The following is a 22,598-nucleotide window of genomic DNA, read 5'->3' on the forward strand; positions in this document are numbered from 1 at the left end:
CCGAGGGCAATCGCGAGGCGCGACCGTCATGCGTTGCCGGTCATCCGCCTCACGCGCTGCATCGGGTAGCGCCGAGCCATGCTCGGCTGCCTTGCATGCCCCGGACGCGTGCGGTTACGTCCAGTCGTAGGAGAACAGCACCGTGCGGCTCTCAGGTTCGTACAGCATCACGATGGCATCGGCGCCCGCCGCGCACCAGTTGTAACCGGCTACTTCGGCGACCGCGAAGAACGGCTTGCCGTCGCGGGTGATGCGCACGTTCTCGGCATCGTCAGGCCGGTGGCGGTCGTACATCGCCGGGTCCAGTGCGATCTCGAAGGCCGTCGGGATCGCCGCGGTCTCGGTCCAGTTGCCGCCGGAAATCTGCCCGCCAAGCCTGTCGAGGTACGCCTGCTCGCCCGGCTCGCCATCGCCATAGCGCGAATAGCTGGCCAGGCGGCCGTGGGCCTGGAAATAGGCGTGTGCCTTCGCGTAACTGTCGCGCATCTCGGCGATGTGCTCCACCGCGTCGCTGTCCTGGACCTGGTCGCCGATGAAGTAGCCCGCGTCGCCGAGGAAGCGCATGCGGTTGTCGGTGGTCAGTTCGAATGCGATCCAGTTGGTGCCGGTGAACGCGTTGTGGTGTTCTTCGGTCTCTTCGCCGATGCAGCCTTCATACGGCTCGATCGGGCACAGCATCGTGGCCACGGTGCCGGCCAGTTCCGGCCGCAGGATGCCCAGATCGATGCCGATCAGCGGCAGCAGGTGCTGGGCCAGCCACGGTTGCTCCTGGGGAAAAACGTCGGCGGGGAACGGCGTCATTCCCGGAAGACGTGTGCGGATGTCAGTCTGGTGGAACATGGCAGTCCTTTGAACTATCTGGCGGCTGTAGTGCCGGCCGTTGGCCGGCAACCACGCACATCCATCCGATGCGATGGAGCTGCCGGCCGTTGGCCGGCAACCACGCACATCCATCCGATGCGATGAAGGTGCAGGCCGTTGGCCGGCACGACCCCCTAGCTTGACGCGGTGCGGATCGCCTCCGGCAACGGTGCGCTCTTGCCGGTCTGCGTATCCATCCACACCACCACGACGTTGCCGTCCGAGTACAGCGTGGCGTCGTCGTTCTGGTCCACGATGCGGTGGCCGATGGTCACGCTGCTGTTGCCCAGCCGTTCGACGAACAGCTCCACCACGATGTCGTTGGGCCACACGATCGGCAGGCGGTAGTTGACGTTGGTTGCCGCCACCACCGGCGCGATGCGGTCGGTCATCGACACGCCGTCCACGCCCAGCATCCAGCGCACGCGCGCTTCTTCCAGGTAGGAAATGTACTTGGCGTTGTTGACGTGGCCCATGCTGTCCATGTCGCGCCAGCGCACGCTGATCGGCACGCGGGCGAGGATCTTGTGTTCGCTACTCATCAGGCGTCCTTCTTCTTCTTGCTGGCCGGGCTGGTCTTGCTGGCCTTGCCGGTGGTCTTGGCGGCGGCCGCCTTCTTGGCCGGCTTCTCCGGCTTGGCCTTGCGCGGCGGTCGTGCGTCCGGCTTGTTGGCGGTCGCGGCCGGGCGCTCCGGGCGCGCCCGGGTGGAGGGCAGCATCTTGGCCAGGAACTGGCCGGTGTACGAGGTCGGGCAGGCCGCCACGTCTTCCGGCGTGCCGGTGACGAGGATGGTGCCACCGCGGTGGCCGCCTTCCGGACCCAGATCGACGATCCAGTCGGCGGTCTTGATCACGTCCAGGTTGTGCTCGATCACCACCACCGTGTTGCCCTCGTCGCGCAGCTTGTGCAGCACGCCAAGCAGCGCCTCGATGTCATGGAAATGCAGGCCGGTGGTCGGCTCGTCCAGGATGTACAGGGTGCGGCCGGTATCGCGACGCGACAGCTCCTTGGACAGCTTCACGCGCTGCGCTTCACCGCCGGACAGCGTGGTCGCGCTCTGGCCAAGCTTGATGTAGCTCAGGCCCACGTCGACCAGCGTTTCCAGCTTGCGCGCGATGCTGGGCACCGGCTCGAACAGCTTCAGCGCATCTTCGACGGTCATCTGCAGCACGTCGTTGATGTTGTAGCCCTTGTACAGGATCTCCAGCGTTTCGCGGTTGTAGCGCTTGCCGTGGCAGACATCGCAGGGCACGTACACGTCCGGCAGGAAGTGCATCTCCACCTTGATCAGGCCATCGCCCTGGCACGCTTCGCAACGGCCGCCGCGCACGTTGAAGCTGAAGCGCCCCGGCGAATAACCCCGCGCACGCGCTTCGGGCACCTGTGCGTACAGCTCGCGCAACGGCGTGAACAGGCCGGTATAGGTGGCCGGGTTGGAGCGTGGCGTGCGACCGATCGGCGACTGGTCGATGTCCACCACCTTGTCGAACAGGTCCAGGCCCTCGACCTCCTTGTACGGCGCGATCGGGTGCGAGGAGCCGTTGATCTCGTTGGCGGCCAGCGAGAACAGGGTGTCGTTGATCAGGGTCGACTTGCCCGAGCCGGACACGCCGGTGATGCAGGTCAGCAGCCCCGACGGAATGTCCAGGTCCACGCCCTTGAGGTTGTTGCCGCTGGCACCGCGCAGGTGCAGGGTCATCTTCGGGTTGGGCGTGTGCCGGCGCGCCGGGATCTCGATGGCACGCTTGCCCGACAGGTACTGGCCGGTCAGCGAACGTGGCGAATCCAGGATGTCCTGCAGGGTGCCCTGGCCGACGATTTCGCCGCCATGCACGCCCGCGCCCGGACCGATGTCCAGCACGTAGTCGGCCAGGCGGATCGCATCTTCGTCATGCTCGACCACGATCACCGTGTTGCCCAGGTCACGCAGGCGGGTGAGGGTGCCGAGCAGGCGTTCGTTGTCGCGCTGGTGCAGGCCGATGGACGGCTCGTCGAGCACGTACATCACCCCGACCAGGCCGGCGCCGATCTGCGACGCCAGCCGGATGCGCTGGGCTTCGCCACCGGAGAGGGTGTCGGCCTTGCGCTCCAGGGTGAGGTAATCCAGGCCCACGTCGACCAGGAAGCCCAGCCGCTCGCCGATTTCCTTGACGATCTTGCCGGCGATCTCGCCGCGCCAGCCGGGCAGGGTCATCTCGCTGAAGAACTTCAGCGCGTCGTCGATCGGCAGCACCACCAGTTCCGGCAGCGCACGGTCGGCGACGAAGACGTTGCGCGCGGCCCTGTTCAGGCGCTGGCCGTTGCACTCGGGGCAGTTGCGCTCGCTGATGTACTTGGCCAGCTCCTCGCGCACCGCCGAGGATTCGGTCTCCTTGTAGCGGCGCTCCAGGTTCGGAATGATGCCCTCGAAGCGATGCTTGCGCTGGGTGCGGCCGCCGGCCTCGGTGAAGTAGGTGAAGGTGATCGTCTCCTCGCCGCTGCCGTACAGCACCGCCTGGCGTACATCGTCGGGCAGGCTCTGCCACGCCGCGTCCACGTCGAACTTGTAGTGCTTGGCCAGCGAAGCGATCAGCTGGAAGTAATAGGCGTTGCGGCGGTCCCAGCCGCGCACGGCACCGGCCGACAGCGACAGTTCCGGGTGCACCACCACGCGCGAAGGATCGAAGAACTCGGCCATGCCGAGGCCATCGCAGCCCGGGCAGGCGCCGACCGGCGAGTTGAACGAGAACAGGCGCGGCTCCAGCTCGGGCAGCGAGTAATCGCACACCGGGCAGCTGTACTTGGACGAGAACAGGTGCGCGGGCGCATCCTCCACGTCCAGCGACTGCACCGAGACCATGCCGTCGCCGAGCTTCAGCGCGGTCTCGAAACTCTCGGCCAGGCGCTGCTTGATGTCTTCGCGCGGCCGGAAGCGGTCGATCACCGCCTCGATGGTGTGCTTCTGGCGCAGCGCCAGCGGCGGTACCGCGTCGATTTCATGCAGGGTGCCGTCCACGCGCACGCGCACGAAGCCCTGCGCGCGCAGCTGGTCGAACACCTGGGCATGTTCGCCCTTGCGTTCGCGGATGACCGGGGCCAACAGCATGTAGCGCTGTTCCGGGTCCAGGGTGAGCACGTGGTCGACCATCTGGCTGACCGTCTGCGCCTCCAGCGGGTAGCCGTGGTCGGGGCAGCGCGGGCTGCCGACGCGGGCGTACAGCAGGCGCAGGTAGTCGTAGATCTCGGTGATCGTGCCCACGGTGGAACGCGGGTTGTGCGAGGTCGACTTCTGCTCGATCGAGATGGCCGGGGACAGGCCCTCGATGTGGTCCAGGTCCGGCTTTTCCATCACGCTGAGGAACTGCCGGGCATAGGCCGACAGCGACTCCACGTACCGGCGCTGGCCTTCGGCGTAGATGGTGTCGAAGGCCAGCGAGGACTTGCCCGAGCCGGACAGGCCGGTGATGACAATGAGCTTGTCGCGGGGCAGGTCGAGATCGATGTTCTTGAGGTTGTGCGTCCGCGCGCCGCGGATGCGGATGAAATCCATCGCCATGGGGGATCCGTTGTGGGGCTTCGGCTCTGGGAGCCGGCAAGCGGGTGGGGCAATCGGAAACGGCAATCGGTCAGCCTACCGAGCTTGGGATTTGGGGGCAATCGGCGACTTTGCCAGCCCTGTGTCTCACCTTTTGAGACCCGGAGGGGCCGTACCTGAACGGGATTCAGCCCCGGACTGGCCAGAGTGGGGGGTGACTTGACCCGACCCGGCCCCAGTCATTAAAATCCCGCTTCTGTCCGCCCTCGATGGCGGCAGTCCATAGACCACAATAACTACAGAGGAAGTCTGGTCATGTACGCAGTACTGGTAACCGGCGGTAAGCAATACCGCGTGGCGCAGGGCGAAACGCTCCGCGTCGAAAAGCTCGAAGCCGACGTTGGCAACGAGATCACGTTCGACACCATCCTGATGCTGGGCGACAGCGACGGTATCAAGATCGGCGACGCGCTGAGCGGCGCTTCGGTCACCGCCAAGGTCGTGTCCCAGGGTCGTGCTGACAAGGTCCGGATCATCAAGTTCCGTCGCCGCAAGCACCACATGAAGCGCCAGGGTCACCGTCAGTACTACACCGAAATCGAGATCACCGGCATCGCCGGTGGCAGCAAGTAATCAAGGAGACCAGTCATGGCACATAAAAAGGGCGTAGGCTCATCGCGCAACGGTCGCGACTCCAACCCGAAGTACCTCGGCGTCAAGATCTTCGGTGGCCAGGCCATCGATGCCGGCAACATCATCGTGCGTCAGCGCGGCACCCAGTTCCACCCGGGTACCGGCGTTGGCCTCGGCCGTGACCACACCCTGTTCGCGCTCGTCGACGGCAAGGTGGAGTTCTCGGTCAAGGGCCCGAAGAAGCGTCGTACCGTCAGCGTCGTCGCCGAAGCCTGATCTTCGCGATACGCAGGCGCCCACGCCTAGCGCGTGGGGCCGCTGACGAAAGCCCCGCTTCGGCGGGGTTTTTGTTTTTTGTTTTTGTTCGACCATGCGCGGGGATCCTTCCCGCCGCCGTCCACGGATCGTACCGGGGACGTTAGACTCTGCGGTCGGGCGCATCCGCTGCCTGCCGCCTCCAGTTGGCATCCAGAATCATGAAACTTGTAGACGAAGCAGAAATCCAGGTCACCGCCGGCAATGGCGGCAACGGCTGCGTCGGTTTCCGTCGCGAGAAGTTCATTCCGCTGGGCGGCCCGGACGGTGGCGATGGCGGCAATGGCGGCAACGTGTGGATCCGCGCAGATGCCAACCTGAACACCCTGGTCGACTTCCGCCACGAGCGCATCTTCAAGGCGCAGCGCGGCGAGAACGGCATGGGCCGGCAGGCGTACGGCAAGGGCGGCGAAGACCTGGTCATCACCGTGCCGGTCGGCACCGTGGTGATGAACGTGGCCACCGATGAAGTCATCGGCGACCTGACCCAGCACGACGATCGCCTGCTGGTGGCCAAGGGCGGCCGCGGCGGCCTGGGCAACATGCACTTCAAGAGCTCCACCAACCGCTCGCCGCGCCAGGCGCTGCCGGGCGAAGAGGGCGAAGAGCGCCTGCTCAAGCTGGAGTTGAAGCTGCTGGCCGACGTGGGCCTGCTGGGCTTCCCCAATGCCGGCAAGAGCACCCTGATCCGTGCCGTGTCCGCCGCCACCCCGAAAGTGGCCGATTACCCCTTCACCACCCTGTACCCGAACCTGGGCGTGGTGCGTGTCGAGAATTACCGCAGCTTCGTGATCGCCGACATTCCCGGCCTGATCGAAGGTGCCGCCGACGGTGCCGGCCTGGGCGCGCAGTTCCTGCGCCACCTGCAGCGCACCCGCCTGCTGCTGCACCTCGTGGATATCTCCCCGATGGAGGGTGGCGTGGACGGCGTGTCGCCGATCGAGCAGGTGCGTGCGATCGAGCGCGAGCTGGAGAAGCATGACCCGGAGCTGCTGGAGAAGCCGCGCTGGCTGGTGCTGAACAAGGCCGACCTGATGTTCGAGGACGAGGCCAAGGTGGCCGCCGAGAAGATCGTCGCCGAGCTGGGCTGGACCCAGCCGTGGTACCTGGTCTCGGCGCTGGGCCGCGAAGGCACCTGGCCGATCATGACCAACATCATGGCCTTCTTCGACCGCCAGAAGGAAGATGAGGCGCAAGCGCGCGATGCGTACTGAGCGCACCCGCGCGCCCCTGAAAAACCCGGCTGCGGCCGGGTTTTTCTGTGGTGCCGCCGGGGCGGGGTCGCGCCAGGCGCGGCGGCTGCCAGCTGTGCGCGTCGGCCTGGAATGGCGGGCAACAAAAAACCCGGCCGGAGCCGGGTCTTTTCCTGCGGCTGGGTCGAAGCCACGCTTGGCGTGGCTCTACGACACCCGCAGCGCCGGATCAGGCGGCCTTGATGGCCTTGATGCGCGCGGTCAGACGGCTCTTGTGGCGAGCAGCCTTGTTCTTGTGGATCAGACCACGCGAGCTGAAACGGTCGAGGATCGGCTGGGCAACAGCGAAGGCTGCCTCGGCGCCGGCGGCGTCATTGGCATCCAGAGCCTTGATCACCTTCTTGACAGCGGTGCGCAGCATCGAACGCTGAGCCGTATTGCGCGCGTTGCGCACGACGGTCTGCTTGGCGCGCTTCTTGGCGGACTTGATATTGGCCACAGTGGTGGTTTCCTGAAAAATCGGTGTAATGGGAACAGCAAGCTGGAAAGTATGATGGCTCGAAAAATGTACGTCAAGTCAATTGTCAAGAGGGAACACCGGTGAGTTCACCAAGGATGTTGCGGGGCCTGCTGTCTTTCAGCAGCATGACCATGATTTCGCGGGTGCTGGGCCTGGTCCGCGACCTGGTCATCACCACCACGTTCGGCACCAATGCGGTGACCGACGCCTTCTGGGTCGCCTTCCGGGTGCCCAATTTCCTGCGCCGGCTGTTCGCGGAGGGCTCGTTCGCCACCGCCTTCGTGCCGGTATTCACGGAGGTGAAGGAAACCCGCTCGCACGCCGAACTGCGCGAACTGGTGTCGCGCGTCGCCGGCACGCTGGGCGGGGTGCTGCTGCTGGTCACCGCGCTGGCGCTGATCTTCGCCCCGCAGCTGGCCACGCTGTTCGCCAGCGGGGTGGACACCGACCCGGCCAAGCACGGGCTGCTGGTGGACCTGTTCCGGCTGACCTTCCCGTTCCTGCTGTTCGTCTCGCTGACCGCGCTGGCGGGCGGCGCGCTGAACAGCTTCCAGCGGTTCGCGATGCCGGCGCTGACCCCGGTCATCCTCAACCTGTGCATGATCGCCGGCGCACTGTGGCTGGCGCCGCGGCTGGGCGGCACCCCGGAGAAGCAGATCCTGGCGCTGGGCTGGGCGGTGCTGGCCGCCGGCCTGCTGCAGCTGTTGTTCCAGTTGCCCTCGCTGAAGGGCATCAACCTGCTCACCCTGCCGCGCTGGGGCTGGCGGCACCCGGGCGTGCGCAAGGTGCTCACCCTGATGGTGCCGACGCTGTTCGGTTCCTCGGTGGCGCAGATCAACCTGCTGCTGGACACGGTGATCGCCGCCAAGCTGATCGACGGCTCGCAGTCCTGGCTGTCGCTGGCCGACCGCTTCCTGGAACTGCCGCTGGGCGTGTTCGGGGTGGCGCTGGGGACGGTGATCCTGCCGGCGCTGGCCCGGCACCACGTCAGTACCGACAAGGCCGGCTTCTCCAGCGCCCTGGACTGGGGCTTGCGCACGACCCTGCTGATCGCGGTGCCGGCGATGCTCGGGCTGATGCTGCTGGCCGAGCCGCTGATCGCCACGGTGTTCCAGCATGGCGAGTTCACCGCCTTCGACACCCGCATGACGGCCCTGTCCGTGTACGGGTTGAGCTTCGCCCTGCCGGCCTTCGCGTTGCTGAAGGTGGTGCTGCCGGCCTTCTACGCGCGCCAGGACACCCGCACCCCGGTCCGTGCCGGCCTGATTGCGCTGGTGGCCAACATGGTCTTCAACTTCGCGCTGCTGGCCGTGCTCTACCACGTGATGGTGCCCGAGGCGTTGAAGGCGCAGGGCGTGTGGGCGGCGCTGGGCAAGCAGCCCGGCCTGCACCTGGCGCTGGGCATTGCCAGCGCGCTGTCCAGTTACCTGAACCTCGGCCTGCTCTGGTACTGGCTGGGCAAGACCGGGGTGTACCAGCCCAAGCCGGGCTGGGCCGGCTATGCGACCCGCCTGGGCGTGGCCTGCGCGGCGATGGTGGTGGTGCTGCTGGCCCTCCTGTACGGGATGTCCGGCTTCACCGAGATGGACAAATGGCACCGGATCGGCAACCTGGCGCTGCTGGTCGGGGGGGGCGGCCTGACTTACCTGGTCGCCCTGGTCGCGATGGGTTTCCGCCCGCGCCACCTGCGCGAGCATTGATTGGTGGACACCCCGGCTATACTTCATGGCTATTCCTTGCAACGCATCGGTCCTGGTGGGCCGGACTCCCAGTTGATGACCAGGTTGTTCAGAAGCATCGAAGGCGGGGCCTTGTTCCCGCACGGAAGCGTGGTCTGCATCGGCGCATTCGACGGCCTGCACCTTGGCCATCGTGCGCTGGTGCGGCATGCGGTGGCGCGCGCGCGCGCCCTGGGCGTGCCCGCCGTGGCGGTCGCGTTCGAGCCGCTGCCGCGCGAGTACTTCGCCCAGGGCGAGCCGCCGCCGCGCTTGACCCTGGCCCGCGACAAGGTCGCCATGCTCGGCGAGCTGGGCGTGGATGCGGTGGGCCTGCTGCGCTTCGATGCGCGCATGGCCGCGATGCAGGCCGAGGACTTCGTGCAGCAGTTGCTGGTGCAGCGCCTGGGCGCGCGCGAGGTGTGGATCGGCCCGGCGTTCTGCTTCGGCAACCGTCGTCGCGGCGACCTGGCCCTGCTGCAGTCGATGGGCGCGCAGCTGGGCTTCGCCGCCGGCGAGATCGAACCGATCGACCTGCACGGCGAGCGCATTTCCAGCACCCGCATCCGCCAGCTGCTGCGCGAGGGCAACTTCGCCCACGCCAACGACCTGCTCGGCCGCCCGTATTCCATCGGGGGCAGGGTGGTGCGCGGGCGCCAGCTCGGTCGCACGCTCGGCTTCCCCACCGCCAACCTGCGCTTCCCCAAGACACCGGCGCTGTCGGGCATCTATGCCACCTGGGTGCACGGCGTGTTCGACCAGCCGTGGCCGTCGGTGTCCAGCTTTGGCACCCGTCCGACCGTGGACGGCGTGGAGCCGTTGCTGGAAGCGCACCTGTTCGATTTCCAGGGCGACCTGTACGGTCGCCACATCGAAGTGGAATTCGTCGCCAAGCTGCGCGACGAAGAGAAGTTCCAAGATCTGGCCGCGTTGACCGACCAGATGCACCGTGACGCCGAACAGGCGCGTCACATCCTTTCCGAACACAGATTGCGAGCCACTGCGTGAGCCAGGACTACAAAGCCACCCTTCATCTGCCGGCAACCGAATTCCCGATGCGCGGCGACCTGCCCAAGCGCGAGCCGGGCATTCTGTCGCGCTGGGAAGACGAGGGCCTGTACGCCCGCCTGCGCGAGAACGCGCAGGGCCGCCCGCTGTTCGTGCTGCACGACGGCCCGCCCTATGCCAATGGCCAGATCCACCTCGGCCATGCGGTCAACAAGATCCTCAAGGACATCATCGTCAAGTCGCGCTACCTGGCCGGCTTCGACGCGCCCTACGTGCCGGGCTGGGACTGCCATGGCCTGCCGATCGAGATCGCGGTCGAGAAGAAGTGGGGCAAGGTCGGCACCAAGCTCGACGCCGAGCAGTTCCGCCAGAAGTGCCGTGAATTCGCCGAAGAGCAGATCGACCTGCAGCGCCGCGACTTCAAGCGCCTGGGCGTGATCGGCGATTGGGACAACCCGTACAAAACGCTGAGCTTCGATTTCGAGGCCAACGAGATCCGCGCGCTGTCCAAGGTGTTCGCCAACGGCCACATCGTGCGCGGCGCCAAGCCGGTGCACTGGTGCTTCGACTGCGGCTCGGCCCTGGCCGAGGCGGAGATCGAGTACCAGGACAAGACCTCGCCGGCGATCGACGTGGCCTACGTGGCGCGGGATTCGGCGCAGCTGGCCGCGGGCTTCGGCGCGACCCTGCCGGCCGATGTCGAGGTGGCCGTGCCGATCTGGACCACCACCCCGTGGACGCTGCCGGCCTCGCTGGCGGTGTCCCTCGGTGCGGACATCGACTACGTGCTGGCCGAAGGCCCGGCCCACAACGGCAAGCGCCGTTGGCTGGTGCTGGCCGCCGCGCTGGCCGAGCGTTCGCTGCAGCGCTACGGCGTGGACGGCCTGGTCGAGCACGGCCACGCCACCGGCGCGGCACTGGAAAACCTGCTGCTGGCCCACCCGTTCTATCCCACCCGCGACATTCCGCTGCTCAACGGCGCGCACGTCTCGGCCGAAGACGGTACCGGTGCGGTGCACACCGCCCCGGGCCACGGCCAGGAAGACTTCGTGGTCAGCCAGCAGTACGGGCTGATGGAGCAGTACAACGCGGGCCAGATCAACCCGGTCGACGGCCGTGGCGTGTACCTGCCCTCGACCCCGCCGGCCGGCGATGTCGCGCTGGCCGGCGTGCACCTGTGGAAGGCGCAGCCGCTGATCGTGGACGTGCTGCGCGCGTCCGGTGCGCTGCTGGCCTTCGTCGAGATCGTGCACAGCTACCCGCACTGCTGGCGCCACAAGACGCCGGTGGTGTTCCGCGCCACCCCGCAGTGGTTCATCTCGATGGACAAGGCCAACCTGCGCCGCGATGCGATGGCCGCGATCGACAACGTCGGCTGGTTCCCGAGCTGGGGCAAGGCACGCATCGGCGGCATGGTCGAAGGGCGCCCGGACTGGTGCATCAGCCGCCAGCGCACCTGGGGCGTGCCGATCGCGATGTTCACCCATCGCGAGACCGGCGAGCCGCACCCGCGCACCGTCGAACTGATGCAGCAGGTGGCCGACCGCGTGGAGCAGGGCGGCATCGACGTCTGGTATTCGCTGGACAGCGCCGAACTGCTGGGCGATGAAGCGCCGCAGTACGAGAAGGTCACCGACATCCTCGATGTCTGGTTCGACTCCGGCGTCACCCACGAAGGCGTGCTGCTGGCGCGTGGCTTCGGCAAGCCGGCCGACCTGTACCTGGAAGGGTCGGACCAGCACCGCGGCTGGTTCCAGTCCTCGCTGCTGACCGGCGTGGCCATCGACACGCACGCCCCGTACAAGCAGTGCCTCACCCATGGGTTCACCGTGGATGAGAAGGGCCGCAAGATGTCCAAGTCGCTGGGCAACGGCATCGAGCCGCAGGACATCATGAAGACGCTGGGCGCGGACATCCTGCGCCTGTGGATCGCCTCGGCCGACTACAGCAATGAAATGTCGCTGTCGCAGGAGATCCTCAAGCGCAATGCCGACGCCTACCGGCGCCTGCGCAATACCGCGCGCTTCCTGCTCGGCAACCTGGACGGGTTCGATCCGGCCCGGCACCTGGTGGCCCCGGCCGACATGGTCGCGCTGGACCGCTGGATCGTGCATCGCGCCTTCGAGGTGCAGGAGAAGATCAAGGCCGCCTACACCAGCTACACCATGGCCGAGATCGTGCAGCTGCTGCTGAACTTCTGCAGCGTCGACCTGGGCTCGCTGTACCTGGACGTCACCAAGGACCGGCTGTACACCATGCCGGTGGACTCGCGTGGCCGGCGCTCGGCGCAGACCGCGATGTACCACATCGCCGAAGCGTTCACCCGCTGGATCGCGCCGATCCTGAGCTTCACCGCCGACGAGCTGTGGAGCTACCTGCCGGGCGCGCGCAAGGACAACGTCCTGTTCGCCACCTGGTACGACGGTCTGGCACCGCTGCCGGCCGACGCGCCGCTCACCGCCGCCGATTTCGAGCAGCTGCTGGCCCTGCGCGAGCAGGTGTCCAAGGTGCTCGAGCCGATGCGCGCCAACGGCGCCATCGGTGCGGCGCTGGAAGCGGAGATCACGGTGGCCGCCGACGCGGACACCGCCGCCCGCTGGCAGCCCCTGGCTGACGAACTGCGCTTCCTGCTGATCAGTGGCGATGTGCAGGTGCGCCCGGCGACCACCGATGAGGTGTTTGTCAGTGCGCAGCCGACCGGGAAGACCAAGTGCGTGCGCTGTTGGCACTACCGTGCCGACGTGGGCACGGTGGCGGCCCATCCGGAACTGTGCGGTCGCTGCGTGACCAACATCGACGGTGCCGGCGAAGATCGGCGGTGGTTCTGATGAGCGCCGCCCGTCCGCGTCCCAACGCACTGGTGTGGCTGCTGCTGTCGGCGGTGGTCATCGGCCTGGACCAGTGGAGCAAGGCCTGGGTGCTGTCCAGCCTGCCCGAGTTCGAACCGGTGGTGGTCATCGATGGCTTCTGGAACTGGTACCGCACCTACAACACCGGCGCGGCATTCAGCTTCCTGAGCGATGCCGGTGGCTGGCAGCTGTGGTTCTTCACCGCGCTGGCACTGGGCATCAGCGGCCTGATGGCGTTCTGGCTGTCGCGTACCGCGCGCGGCCACTGGCGCAGCGCCGCGCCCTACGCGCTGGTCATCGGCGGGGCGATCGGCAACGTGATCGACCGGCAGATGCACGGCCACGTGGTGGACTTCATCCAGTGGTACATCGGTGACCATGCCTGGCCGTCGTTCAACATCGCTGATTCGGCGATCGTGGTTGGCGCCGTGGGGATCGCTGTGTTTGGCCTGTTCGACGGCAAGGCCGAGAAAAAAGCGGGATAATCCCCCCTGTTCCCTGCAATCAACCGGCCCCGCGCCGGCCGGAGTATCTGACCGATGGACGTGTTGCTCGCCAATCCGCGTGGTTTCTGTGCCGGTGTCGATCGTGCGATCGAGATCGTCAAGCGCGCGATCGAGACCCTGGGCGCGCCGATCTACGTGCGCCACGAGGTCGTGCACAACCGCTTCGTGGTCGATGACCTCAAGGCACGCGGTGCCATCTTCGTCGAAGAACTCGACGAGGTGCCGGACGACAACACGGTCATCTTCAGCGCCCACGGCGTCTCCCAGGCGGTCCGCCAGGAAGCCGAGCGTCGCGGCCTGAAGGTGTTCGACGCGACCTGTCCGCTGGTCACCAAGGTGCACCTGGAAGTGGCCCGCCACTGCCGTGCCGGCCGCGACGTGGTGCTGATCGGCCACGCCGGGCACCCGGAAGTGGAAGGCACCATGGGCCAGTGGAACCGCGAGCGCGGCACCGGCCGGATCTACCTGGTGGAGGATGTCGACGACGTCGCCACGCTGGAGATCGAGCAGCCGGACAACTTCGCCTACACCACCCAGACCACGCTGTCGGTGGACGACACCCGCGGCATCATCGAGGCGATGCGCACGCGCTTCCCGTCGATGCAGGGGCCGAAGAACGACGACATCTGCTACGCCACCCAGAACCGCCAGGACGCCGTGCGCGACCTGGCCCAGCGTTGCGACCTGGTGCTGGTGGTCGGCTCGCCGAACAGCTCCAATTCCAACCGCCTGAGTGAACTGGCGCGCCGCGAAGGCGTGGAGTCCTACCTGATCGACGGCGCCCACGAAATCGACCCGGCGTGGGTGGTGGGCAAGCAGCACATCGGCCTGACCGCCGGCGCCTCGGCACCGCAGGTGTTGGTGGATGGCGTGATCGAACGCCTGAAGGAGCTCGGCGCCAGCGGCGTCGGCGAACTCGACGGCGAGCCGGAATCGATGGTGTTCGCGCTGCCGAAGGAACTGCGCCTGCGCCTGATCAGCTGAGGCGCTGACGCGGCGCGCACGGCGGGGTTGCCCACTGCGGTAACCGGCCCTGCCGTCAACCCGGGAACACCGCGCGCAAGCGCTGCAGCGGCCTGTCCAGCGCCGGCGTGGCCGCACCGATCGTGTCGGCCGCCATCGCATCGAGCATCGCCAGCGCCCGCGCGAAGCTCTGCACCTGCTGCCACGCAAACCCCGCATCGAGGCGCTCGAGCCCGCCATCGGGCAGTTGCTGGCAGAGGTAATCCGGCCCGGGTACCAGGCCGATTCCCGGAATCCCGCACAGGTACGGGCTGGCACCTTCGCCCAGGAACAGCGCGCTGAACCGCGGTGCCACCACCACGCTGCGCAGCTTGCTGCGCCCGGCAACGGCGGCGCGATACACCTGTTCCATCACCGGGTTGGTGGCGTAGACGATCTCGCGTTCCAGGCGCCCGGTCGGCTGCGGTGCGCCACGGCCTGGCCGATCCTTCCATTCCATGCAGCCCAGGTGCTCCAGGGTCAGGCAGGCCACCGCGCGCGCGTGGCGTCCCTTGCCATCCCACCACTGCGGATGCGCACGCAGCCATGCCATCGTCGCCTGGCCGCGGTCGGTGAACTGGGGGATCTGGAAATGCCCGCTGGCGAACACGAAGACCATGTCGCGACGTCGCGGCCGCTTGGCGAAGGCCGCGGCCAGGGCCAGCAGACCGGCGCCGCCGTTTTCCTCGCAGGCGTTGGGGCCGTCGGTATGCGTGTTGACCAGGATGCTCTCGCCACGCACCTGGCCGGGCAGCACCGCATGCAGCGAGTCGGTCATCGCCTCGGTGCGCTCGGCCTGCAGCACCAGCGTTGCACTGCGCCCAGCCTGCGCGGCAGCGCGCAGCGCGTTGCCGGCCGCCTGGTCCACCCACAGCGCCGGGCAGTCCATCCACGGGGTGGTGAAGGGCAGCACCTGGTCGCGCGCCAGCGCGTCGGACAGACCCGCGAACACACAGACCACCGCGCGCACGCCGGCCTTGCGCGCACGCACCAGCAAGTGCGGATCGACCAGCGGCGCCAGTATCGGCATCACCTCGTCACGGGTGAAATCCGCGCCGGCATCGGGCAGCACGGCGCGGCGCTGGAACACCATCGCCGCCTTCGCTCGGCTCAACGCCACCGGATCGACCTGCACCACCGCGATGGCATCGCGCGCGGCATCCATCTGCCTGGCCGACGCCAGCCAGACCAGGCGACCGTGCACGCCCTGCGCATCGGTCTGGCCCGAGTAGGGGTAGGGCGCGGCCACCGCGATCGGCGTGCCGTCGTCCAACTGCACGGCGCAGTGCTGCGGCGTCCAGCGCTGGATACGGTGAGGCAAGCGCTGGACCTGCAGGCCCAGTGATTCAAGCTCGGCGGCCAGATAGTCCACCGCCTGTGCATGGGCGGGCGAGGCGGTCATACGTGGGCCGAACGCGTTCAGTGCCTGTATCCAGCGCCAGAGATCGTCGGCGTCAGGCAAGGGCAGCGGTTCCACCTCCGTGATCGCGACCCGTGGGCGGGTGCGACGCGGCCCGCGCACCATCAATGCCGCCATCCCGATCACCGCCAGCGCCGCCCCCGTCATCAAACTGCTGCTGCGCATGGCCAATTCCTTTTGTTGAAAAGCGGAGGGGTAAATCCCGTGCCGGCAACGGCGCGTCGCGTCATACAGCGCCACATTATCGCGGCGAGAAAGCCACGGCGTGCGGGGGAATGTCGCGGCATGCTGCAGTGCAAGCTGCGATAGCGATCACACATTCACATCGGAGCGCATCGGGTCGGCCGTGATGTGAAGGCGAAAAATGATTTCTTGACGCTATTGACAACTTCATTAACAGCAAATAAATATTGCAGCGAGTTTGCAGCGTGCACACTGGGAACTCATGGAGCGGCCCAGCCGCATCGGAATCAACACACTATCGGAAGGTGAAGCATGAGCAAGGAATTCAAGTCGGCCACGACGTCGGCGAAGATGAAGGTTCTCGCGCTGCAGGAGCTGGAAGGTGTCAGCGGTGGCCTGGCAGCGTGGAGCACGACCAGCGAAGGTTGTAACGGTGTGACCAAGGACGAGTGGAGTACTTTCAGCAAGGATTGCGTGAAAGACGGCAACGTCATCTCCTGATGTCTCGCTCCGGCATCCACTGATGCCGTGATCGAGGATATCGGGGCCGCACGACTGACTGGTCGTGCGGCTTTCGTCCCGGGTACGCGTGCCGTGCCGGTTACGCGGACATCACGTTCGATTATCCCTGCCAGTACCGCGATCGATTGCATCGCGCGTGCCTGCATGTCCGTGCGAGGTCGTCTTGAACCAGGTAAATGCTCCTGATCTGAATGTGCACCCCGAATTTTTCGTGCCGTTCGATAAATACACGCCCAAGGACACTTACTGCGACCAGGTGCGTCCCTGCCTTCCGCCGTTATGGCGCCTGGTCAAGGATCATTTCTGGACCTATGTCGCCGCCCCGGTGCAGAAGCAGATAACCCAGGGCTGGAAGATCCACGTGAGCTGCACGCTGAAGGACGCCGACACCGTCCTGCAGACCGTCATGCGGGTGTGTGCCGCACGCACGACCGAATTCAAGTTCGCCAGCGACGAGTTCATCCACCGCAAGCTGCTGTCCAAGACCGCTGCACGCCAATCCGGCGGCAAGTTCATCACGGTCTATCCGCAGTCGGTGCAGGTGTTCGAACTGCTGCTGGAGGACCTTTACCAGGCCCTGCGCGACGTGCGCGGGCCGTACATCCTGTCGGATCGGCAATACAAGGATTCCGGCGCGGTGTTCTATCGCTACGGCGGATTCCGCTCCTTCACCGTCCAGGATGCGATGGGCCGCGAGCGCAGCATGATCCTTGACACCTCCTTTGCCTACGTCGAAGACCAGCGCCTGCCGCACTTCAACGTGCCCGCCTTCGTCGAGGACAAGCACTGGGGACAGGAGGCCGTCGACGCAGACGCGGCGGAGCCGGACACCCTGTTCGGGCAGCAGTACGAAGTGGAATCGGTCCTGAAGTTCTCCAACGCCGGTGGCGTGTATGCCGGCAGGCGGATCAGCGACGGCCTGGCCGTGGTGATCAAGGAAGCCCGGCCCCTGGTCGATGCGGAGGTGGATGGCATCGACTCCCTCAGCCGACTGCAGAAGGAGCAGCGCATCCTGACCTCGCTGCAGGACACCGATATCGCGCCCAAGGCCCTGGGCTGGTTCGTCGAATGGGAGCACACGTTCCTGGTCCAGGAGAAGATCGAGGGCGAGACGCTGCGCAGCTACAGCCTGCACGCCACCCGCGCGCTCTACCCGGGCTCCAGCCGGGAGGAGGTGGTGCAGTGGATCTCCCGGGCGGCGCTGATCGGCATCGACCTGATCGGCAAGGTGCAGGCGCTGCACCGCCGCGGCATCGTGTTCGGCGACCTCTCGACCAACAACATCATCGTGGACGAGGCGACCCTGAGCGTTCGCCTGATCGATTTCGAAGGGGCCTACGAGCCCGGCGTCGACCCTCCCATCAACATCTACACCCCCGGCTTCCGGTCGAAGGCGCGCCGCCACCGCGACTGCGCCAAGCCGGAGGACGACGTGTATGCGCTCGGGTGCGTGCTGCTGTCGCTGCTTTCCCCCAGTTCGCTGGCACTGGACGTGATGGACCATTACGCCGAGCGCGCGCTGCTGGCGCTGCGCGATGACATCGGCCTGCCCGACGCATTCGCCGACTGCCTGCAGCGCCTGCTGCGTGAGCCCGAGCCCGACCTGGACGCGTGCATCGCGCTGCTGCGCGGCATGGACGTGGCTTCGGTCCGTGCGTTCGATGCCCAACCCGCCACGGTCGAGCCCCGGTCGCTCGAGCCGGTCGTGCAGCGGGTCATGGATTACCTGCGGCAGGCCATGGACCTGAGCCATTCGTGGCGGCCGTTCCCCATGGACGCGTACACCACCGACCTGATCGCCCTGGACCACGGCGTCGGCGGCATCGCGCTTGCCTGGCGGCAGGTGGAAGGCGAGGTGCCGGCTGCGTTGCTGGACTGGCTGGAGCGCCTGGGGCGGACCGGGACGCACCTGCCCGGGCTGCTCAACGGACTGTGCGGGCTGGCCTGGGTGCAGTGCGACGCAGGGCGGATGGAGGAGGCCGCGGCCACGCTGGGGCGCGCCAGCGGGCAGCCGCTGCTGTACCAGGACATGACGCTGGGATACGGCTATGCCGGCTTCGGCCTGACCTGCCTGAAGATGTGGCACGCCACGCAGGAGGCGCGCTACCTGCGCGAGGCCGAGCGTGTCGGTGCGGCGCTGCTGGCGACGGCGATCACCCGCGAGGCGGGCGTGTGCTGGGGCGAAGACGCCGAGGGCGTGGTGGGCACCGGGCTGCATCGCGGCGGTGCCGGGATTGCCCTGTTCCTGCTCTACCTGCACCAGGCCGTGGCGCATGACGCCTACCTGGATACCGCGCTGCGCGCGCTGGACTTCGACATCTCCTGTGGCCGCACCCTGCAGGGAATGCTGGGCTTCGCCCAGGACACCGCCGCAGCCAGCACCATCCTCTACCCCTACCTGGGCATGGGCACCGCGGGCGTGGCGACGGTGGCGCTGCGCGCGTTCAAGATCACCGGACAGCAGCGCTACGCGGACTTCCTGGACGGCGTGAAGTGCACCGTTGCGCAGAAGTACACCGCCAGCTGCGATCTGTTCCTCGGCCTGGCCGGGCTCGGCCACTACTTGCTCGATGCGGCCCAGCTGCTGGGGGATGACAGCTACCGCAGGCTCGCCTGGCGTGCCGCCAAGGGCCTGGAGATGTTCGAGATGGACAAGGACGAGGGCCTGTGTTTCCCGGCAGGGACATCCACCAAGATCAGCTGCACCTGGGGCAATGGCGGCGCAGGGGTGATGACCTTCCTCGACCGGCTGGCGCATGACAAGCCCAACGGGTTGCTGACCCTCGACGTGCTGCTGCAGCCTGAAGCTGCGTCGCCGCGATGAGGGCCGTGCGCGCCGCAGGGAGGTGGCCGTGAATCCGGACCAGGACGACGCCGGGAAGCGACCGGGCAACGGCGTGTTCCGTCATGAAGCCATGGCCGCCGCGCAGGATACGCGGCCCTACGGCACGGTGCTGCTGATCGGTGATCGACTGATGACCCGGCTGGCGTGGGCGGGGATGGCCGTGGTCGTGTTGATCCTGGTGTTCCTGTTGACCTTCAGCACCTCGCGCAAGGTGAAGTGGCAGGGCGTGGTGGTGCCGGAGGGCGGCACGGTGTCGATCCTGGCGCCGTCCGCGGGCAGCGTGTCGCAGGTGCTGGTGGCCGAGGGCGAGGACGTCAAGGCCGGGCAGGCGCTGTTCGTGGTGTCCGACGCACGCGCCAATACCCGGATCGAGGGCAGCGTGGGCTCGGTCAGCGACCTGCTGGCCACGCGCCGGGACAGTCTCGAGCAGGAAATGACCGAGCGGCACCAGCAGCTGGACGGGCAGCGCGGGCCGCTCCGCGCGCGCATCGTGGAGTACGACCGCGAGCTGCAGGCGATGGTGGAGCAGGAGCGCCTGCAACGCGACATCGTGGCGCTTGCCGAGCAGACCGCGCAGACCTACGCCGAGCTGGTGAGTTCACGCTACGTCTCCGGTGTGGCCGCGCGCGAGCGCCAGGCCGACCTGCTGGACAAGCGGCAGCGGCTGGCGGAGGTGCGGCGGCAGATCGCCAGCCTGCGACGGGAGAAGATCTCCGCGCGCCTGGAGCTGGACAACCTGGATGTGCAGTCCCAGCGCGATACGCGCGACATGCAGCGCAACGTGGCCGAACTGGGCCAGCAGATCGTCGAGAACAGCGGGTTGCGCACCGTCATCGTGCGTGCGCAGAGCGACGGCACCATCGGCACGGTCAACATCGTGGCCGGACAGAGCGTGGCCGCGCTGACCGCGCTGGCGGTCATCATCCCGGCGCACCTGCCCCTTGAGGTGGAGATGTATGCGCCGTCCAAAGCGGTGGGGCTGATGCGGGTGGGCATGGACGTGACCATGCGATATCCCGCTTTCCCGTACCAGAAATTCGGCCTTCACCATGGCAGCGTCAAGGCGATTTCGCGGTCCACGATGCGCGCCGATGAAGTGCGGCTGCCGCAAGGCGTGCTCGATTCGGGGGCCGAACCGCTCTACCGGGTGCGCGTCAGCCTGGACTCGGCCAAGGTGCGGGCATATGGCGAAGACATCGCGCTGCGACCGGGGATGTTGGCCGAGGGCGACGTAAGCCTGGAGCGCAGGCGTTTGTACGAGTGGATCCTCGATCCGCTGTTCACGGTGACCGGACGCATCTAAGGCAAGGGAACACGGACGATGACAACCCTGAACATCGATCTCTGGAAGCGCAGCAGCGTACCGGTGATCCTGCAGGCCGAGGCGAGTGAGTGCGGGCTGGCGTGCCTGGCGATGGTGGCCGGATACTGGGGATACACTGTCGATCTGCATTCATTGCGGCAGCGCTTCCCGGTCTCGATCAAGGGCACCACCATGCTCGGGCTGGTCGGCATCGCGACGGCCTGCTCGCTGCAGTCGCGCGCCCTGAGCCTGGACGTGGACAGCCTGCCCGACCTCGCCACGCCCTGCATCCTGCACTGGAACTTCAACCACTTCGTCGTGCTCATCTCGGTCGGTCGGGATTCGATCGTCATCCACGACCCGTCGACCGGGCGGCGTCGGGTGGGCATGAGCGAGGTGCGCAGATCCTTCACCGGGGTCGCGCTGGAACTGACGCCGTCCAGCGACTTCGTGCCGCGCAAGGAACTGCAGCGCTACCGGATCCGCGACCTGATGGGCCGCGTGGTCGGGCTTCGGCGCGGGCTGCTGCGGGTGGTCGCGCTGGGCGTGGCGCTGCAGGCATGCGCGCTGCTGTTGCCGTTCTTCCTGCAATGGACCGTGGACGAGGCGCTCGTCAACGGCGACCTCGACCTGATCGCGGTCCTGGGCATCGGCTTCATCCTGCTGGTGCTGGTGCAGACCGTGCTCAGCGCGGCGCGCACCTGGGCCACCACGACGCTGTCGACCAGCTTCAATTTCCAGTGGCTGGGCAACGCGTTCGCGCACCTGATGCGGCTACCGCTGCCGTTCTTCGAGAAGCGCACCACCGGCGACATCATCTCCCGGTTCAACTCCATCATCGCCATGCAGCGCATCGTCACCACCCAGTTCGTGGAGGCGATCCTGGACGGGCTGATGATGGTGGGCACCCTTGCCATGATGTTGGCCTACAGCCCCCGCCTGGCGCTGGTGACGCTGGCGGCGGTGCTGGTCTACGTCGTACTGCGCCTGGTGATGTTCGGTCGCCTGCGCAACGCGACGTCCGAGCAGATCATCCATGCGGCGCGGCAGGAACAGAGCTTCATGGAATCGGTGCGCGGCATCCAGAGCATCCGCCTGTTCGGCCGGGGGGCGATCCGCCACAACAGCTGGTCCAATACACTGGCCGAGCAGTACAACGCCGAGCTCGGCGTGGCCCGCCTGTCGATGTTGAACCAGACCGCCAACACGCTCCTGTTCAACGTGGAGCGGATCATCGTCATCTGGCTGGCGGCCGTGGCCGTCACCGAAAAGCAGTTCTCGGTGGGCATGCTGTTCGCCTACCTCAGTTACAAGGACCAGTTCAGCCAGCGCGTGGCCGGCATGGTGGACAAGTTGTTCGAGGCGCGCATGTTGTCGCTGCATGCCTCGCGTGTCGCCGATATCGTGATGACGCCCGGCGAAGCGCCATCGCATGGCGAGGACGGCCTGGCCAACGAGCCGGTGGAGATCGAGTTCCGCAACGTGAGCTTCCGCTACTCGGCGCTCGAGCCGTACGTACTGCACGGCATGAACATCCGGTTCAACGCGGGCCAGTCGATCGCCATCACCGGGGTGTCCGGCTCCGGCAAGACCACGCTGGTCAAGCTGCTGCTCGGCCTGCTGGAGCCGACCACGGGCGAGATCCTGGTGAACGGGACGCCCATCGATCGGTACGGCCTGTCGAGATACCGTCGCCTGCTGGGCACGGTCATGCAGAACGACGTCCTGTTTGCAGGCTCGATCGCCGACAACATCTGCTTCTTCGATCCCCAGCCCGACCAGGAGCGGATCCGCCAGTGCGCGGGCCTGGCCTCGATCGATGCCGAGATCGAGGGCATGCCCATGGGCTACCACACCATCGTCGGCGACATCGGCTCCGGGCTGTCCGGCGGGCAGGCACAGCGCATCCTGCTGGCACGCGCGCTGTACGGCTCGCCGCGGGTGCTGGTGCTGGACGAGGCGACCAGCCACCTGGACATCGCCAACGAACGCACGGTCAACGCGGCGATCGGCCAGCTCACCTTGACCCGCATCCTCGTGGCGCATCGGCCGGAAACCATCGCCAGCACGGACCGGGTAGTCAGCCTGGTACAGGGCACGGTGGTGAACGACCGGCTGCAGCACCCGGTGGGGGCGATTGCCTGACGGCATGACCTTTGGCCATGGGGCAGGGCAGCGGCGAGGTCTAGCATCGGGTGTTTCGCTGTTG

General features: G+C 66.9%; 17 protein-coding genes. 12 read left to right on the forward strand and 5 right to left on the reverse strand.

The features are described from left to right. Positions 1-114: 114 nt before the first annotated feature. From AC06FD_RS07895 to uvrA, 3 genes are all read right to left on the reverse strand, one after another. Positions 115-840 carry an enolase gene (locus tag AC06FD_RS07895; protein WP_478077500.1) on the reverse strand — a complete coding sequence of 242 codons (726 nt, stop codon included), beginning with the start codon at positions 838-840 and terminating at the stop codon, positions 115-117. Positions 841-995: 155 nt separating this feature from the next. Next, complete coding sequence (locus AC06FD_RS07900) at positions 996-1,403, reverse strand: acyl-CoA thioesterase (protein WP_449335202.1); 408 nt, start codon at positions 1,401-1,403, stop codon at positions 996-998. Further along, positions 1,403-4,396 carry an excinuclease ABC subunit UvrA gene (uvrA, locus tag AC06FD_RS07905; RefSeq protein ID WP_259203876.1) on the reverse strand — a complete coding sequence of 998 codons (2,994 nt, stop codon included), beginning with the start codon at positions 4,394-4,396 and terminating at the stop codon, positions 1,403-1,405. The genes AC06FD_RS07900 and uvrA overlap by 1 nt, the downstream gene beginning before the upstream one ends. A gap of 294 nt (positions 4,397-4,690) precedes the next feature. Between uvrA and rplU the strand changes: the two genes are divergently transcribed. From rplU to obgE, 3 genes are all read left to right on the forward strand, one after another. Beyond that, a complete protein-coding gene (rplU, locus tag AC06FD_RS07910; RefSeq protein ID WP_259203878.1) occupies positions 4,691-5,008 on the forward strand; it encodes a 50S ribosomal protein L21 in 318 nt (105 codons plus the stop codon). Positions 5,009-5,023: 15 nt separating this feature from the next. Beyond that, positions 5,024-5,284, forward strand: coding sequence for a 50S ribosomal protein L27 (rpmA, locus tag AC06FD_RS07915; protein ID WP_019184517.1), 261 nt, complete (start codon positions 5,024-5,026; stop codon positions 5,282-5,284). Between the two features lie 200 nt (positions 5,285-5,484). Further along, positions 5,485-6,537, forward strand: coding sequence for a GTPase ObgE (gene obgE / locus AC06FD_RS07920; RefSeq protein ID WP_478077501.1), 1,053 nt, complete (start codon positions 5,485-5,487; stop codon positions 6,535-6,537). Positions 6,538-6,745: 208 nt separating this feature from the next. Here obgE and rpsT read toward each other — a convergent pair whose 3' ends face one another. Continuing rightward, on the reverse strand, positions 6,746-7,015 hold the full coding sequence (gene rpsT / locus AC06FD_RS07925; RefSeq protein WP_019184515.1) for a 30S ribosomal protein S20: 270 nt from the start codon (positions 7,013-7,015) through the stop codon (positions 6,746-6,748). A gap of 116 nt (positions 7,016-7,131) precedes the next feature. Here rpsT and murJ point away from each other — a divergent pair, with 116 nt between their 5' ends. The 5 genes from murJ to ispH all read left to right on the forward strand — a co-directional run bounded on the left by murJ (position 7,132) and on the right by ispH (position 14,098). Continuing rightward, positions 7,132-8,736 (forward strand): murein biosynthesis integral membrane protein MurJ, encoded by a 1,605-nt coding sequence (gene murJ / locus AC06FD_RS07930; RefSeq protein ID WP_478077765.1) that lies wholly within the window; start codon positions 7,132-7,134, stop codon positions 8,734-8,736. 75 nt (positions 8,737-8,811) lie between these two features. Then, on the forward strand, positions 8,812-9,759 hold the full coding sequence (locus AC06FD_RS07935) for a bifunctional riboflavin kinase/FAD synthetase (protein WP_478077502.1): 948 nt from the start codon (positions 8,812-8,814) through the stop codon (positions 9,757-9,759). Continuing rightward, complete coding sequence (gene ileS, locus AC06FD_RS07940; RefSeq protein ID WP_478077503.1) at positions 9,756-12,587, forward strand: isoleucine--tRNA ligase; 2,832 nt, start codon at positions 9,756-9,758, stop codon at positions 12,585-12,587. Before AC06FD_RS07935 ends, ileS begins: the two co-directional genes overlap by 4 nt. After that, positions 12,587-13,093, forward strand: coding sequence for a signal peptidase II (lspA, locus tag AC06FD_RS07945; RefSeq protein ID WP_259203884.1), 507 nt, complete (start codon positions 12,587-12,589; stop codon positions 13,091-13,093). The genes ileS and lspA overlap by 1 nt, the downstream gene beginning before the upstream one ends. 54 nt (positions 13,094-13,147) lie before the next feature. Continuing rightward, positions 13,148-14,098: a 4-hydroxy-3-methylbut-2-enyl diphosphate reductase gene (ispH, locus tag AC06FD_RS07950; protein ID WP_259203885.1), complete on the forward strand. Its 951-nt coding sequence runs from the start codon at positions 13,148-13,150 to the stop codon at positions 14,096-14,098. A gap of 55 nt (positions 14,099-14,153) precedes the next feature. On the opposite strand, the gene AC06FD_RS07955 is transcribed toward ispH, so the two are convergent. Next, the gene (locus AC06FD_RS07955) at positions 14,154-15,701 is read right to left on the reverse strand and encodes a hypothetical protein (RefSeq protein WP_478077504.1); all 1,548 of its coding nucleotides are present in this window, start codon (positions 15,699-15,701) and stop codon (positions 14,154-14,156) included. A gap of 330 nt (positions 15,702-16,031) precedes the next feature. Here AC06FD_RS07955 and AC06FD_RS07960 point away from each other — a divergent pair, with 330 nt between their 5' ends. The 4 genes from AC06FD_RS07960 to AC06FD_RS07975 all read left to right on the forward strand — a co-directional run bounded on the left by AC06FD_RS07960 (position 16,032) and on the right by AC06FD_RS07975 (position 22,534). Continuing rightward, positions 16,032-16,220 carry a hypothetical protein gene (locus AC06FD_RS07960; protein WP_259203888.1) on the forward strand — a complete coding sequence of 63 codons (189 nt, stop codon included), beginning with the start codon at positions 16,032-16,034 and terminating at the stop codon, positions 16,218-16,220. A 214-nt stretch (positions 16,221-16,434) separates the two neighbouring features. Then, positions 16,435-19,065: a class III lanthionine synthetase LanKC gene (gene lanKC, locus AC06FD_RS07965; RefSeq protein WP_478077505.1), complete on the forward strand. Its 2,631-nt coding sequence runs from the start codon at positions 16,435-16,437 to the stop codon at positions 19,063-19,065. 28 nt (positions 19,066-19,093) lie between these two features. Further along, positions 19,094-20,389 (forward strand): beta-barrel domain-containing protein, encoded by a 1,296-nt coding sequence (locus AC06FD_RS07970; protein WP_259203891.1) that lies wholly within the window; start codon positions 19,094-19,096, stop codon positions 20,387-20,389. 18 nt (positions 20,390-20,407) lie between these two features. Next, on the forward strand, positions 20,408-22,534 hold the full coding sequence (locus AC06FD_RS07975) for a peptidase domain-containing ABC transporter (protein ID WP_259203892.1): 2,127 nt from the start codon (positions 20,408-20,410) through the stop codon (positions 22,532-22,534). The last annotated feature ends 64 nt before the right edge of the window (positions 22,535-22,598 follow it).

It is taken from the genome of Stenotrophomonas sp. Steno-Z1 (genome assembly GCF_056393175.1).

Excerpts from the sequence above, each read along its gene's own strand:
- AC06FD_RS07895 (WP_478077500.1), bottom strand. The coding sequence starts at position 840 with ATGTTCCACCAGACTGACATCCGCACACGTCTTCCGGGAATGACGCCG.
- AC06FD_RS07900 (WP_449335202.1), bottom strand. The coding sequence starts at position 1,403 with ATGAGTAGCGAACACAAGATCCTCGCCCGCGTGCCGATCAGCGTGCGC.
- uvrA (WP_259203876.1), bottom strand. The coding sequence starts at position 4,396 with ATGGCGATGGATTTCATCCGCATCCGCGGCGCGCGGACGCACAACCTC.
- rplU (WP_259203878.1), top strand. The coding sequence starts at position 4,691 with ATGTACGCAGTACTGGTAACCGGCGGTAAGCAATACCGCGTGGCGCAG.
- rpmA (WP_019184517.1), top strand. The coding sequence starts at position 5,024 with ATGGCACATAAAAAGGGCGTAGGCTCATCGCGCAACGGTCGCGACTCC.
- obgE (WP_478077501.1), top strand. The coding sequence starts at position 5,485 with ATGAAACTTGTAGACGAAGCAGAAATCCAGGTCACCGCCGGCAATGGC.
- murJ (WP_478077765.1), top strand. The coding sequence starts at position 7,132 with ATGTTGCGGGGCCTGCTGTCTTTCAGCAGCATGACCATGATTTCGCGG.
- AC06FD_RS07935 (WP_478077502.1), top strand. The coding sequence starts at position 8,812 with ATGACCAGGTTGTTCAGAAGCATCGAAGGCGGGGCCTTGTTCCCGCAC.
- lspA (WP_259203884.1), top strand. The coding sequence starts at position 12,587 with ATGAGCGCCGCCCGTCCGCGTCCCAACGCACTGGTGTGGCTGCTGCTG.
- ispH (WP_259203885.1), top strand. The coding sequence starts at position 13,148 with ATGGACGTGTTGCTCGCCAATCCGCGTGGTTTCTGTGCCGGTGTCGAT.
- AC06FD_RS07955 (WP_478077504.1), bottom strand. The coding sequence starts at position 15,701 with ATGCGCAGCAGCAGTTTGATGACGGGGGCGGCGCTGGCGGTGATCGGG.
- AC06FD_RS07960 (WP_259203888.1), top strand. The coding sequence starts at position 16,032 with ATGAGCAAGGAATTCAAGTCGGCCACGACGTCGGCGAAGATGAAGGTT.
- AC06FD_RS07975 (WP_259203892.1), top strand. The coding sequence starts at position 20,408 with ATGACAACCCTGAACATCGATCTCTGGAAGCGCAGCAGCGTACCGGTG.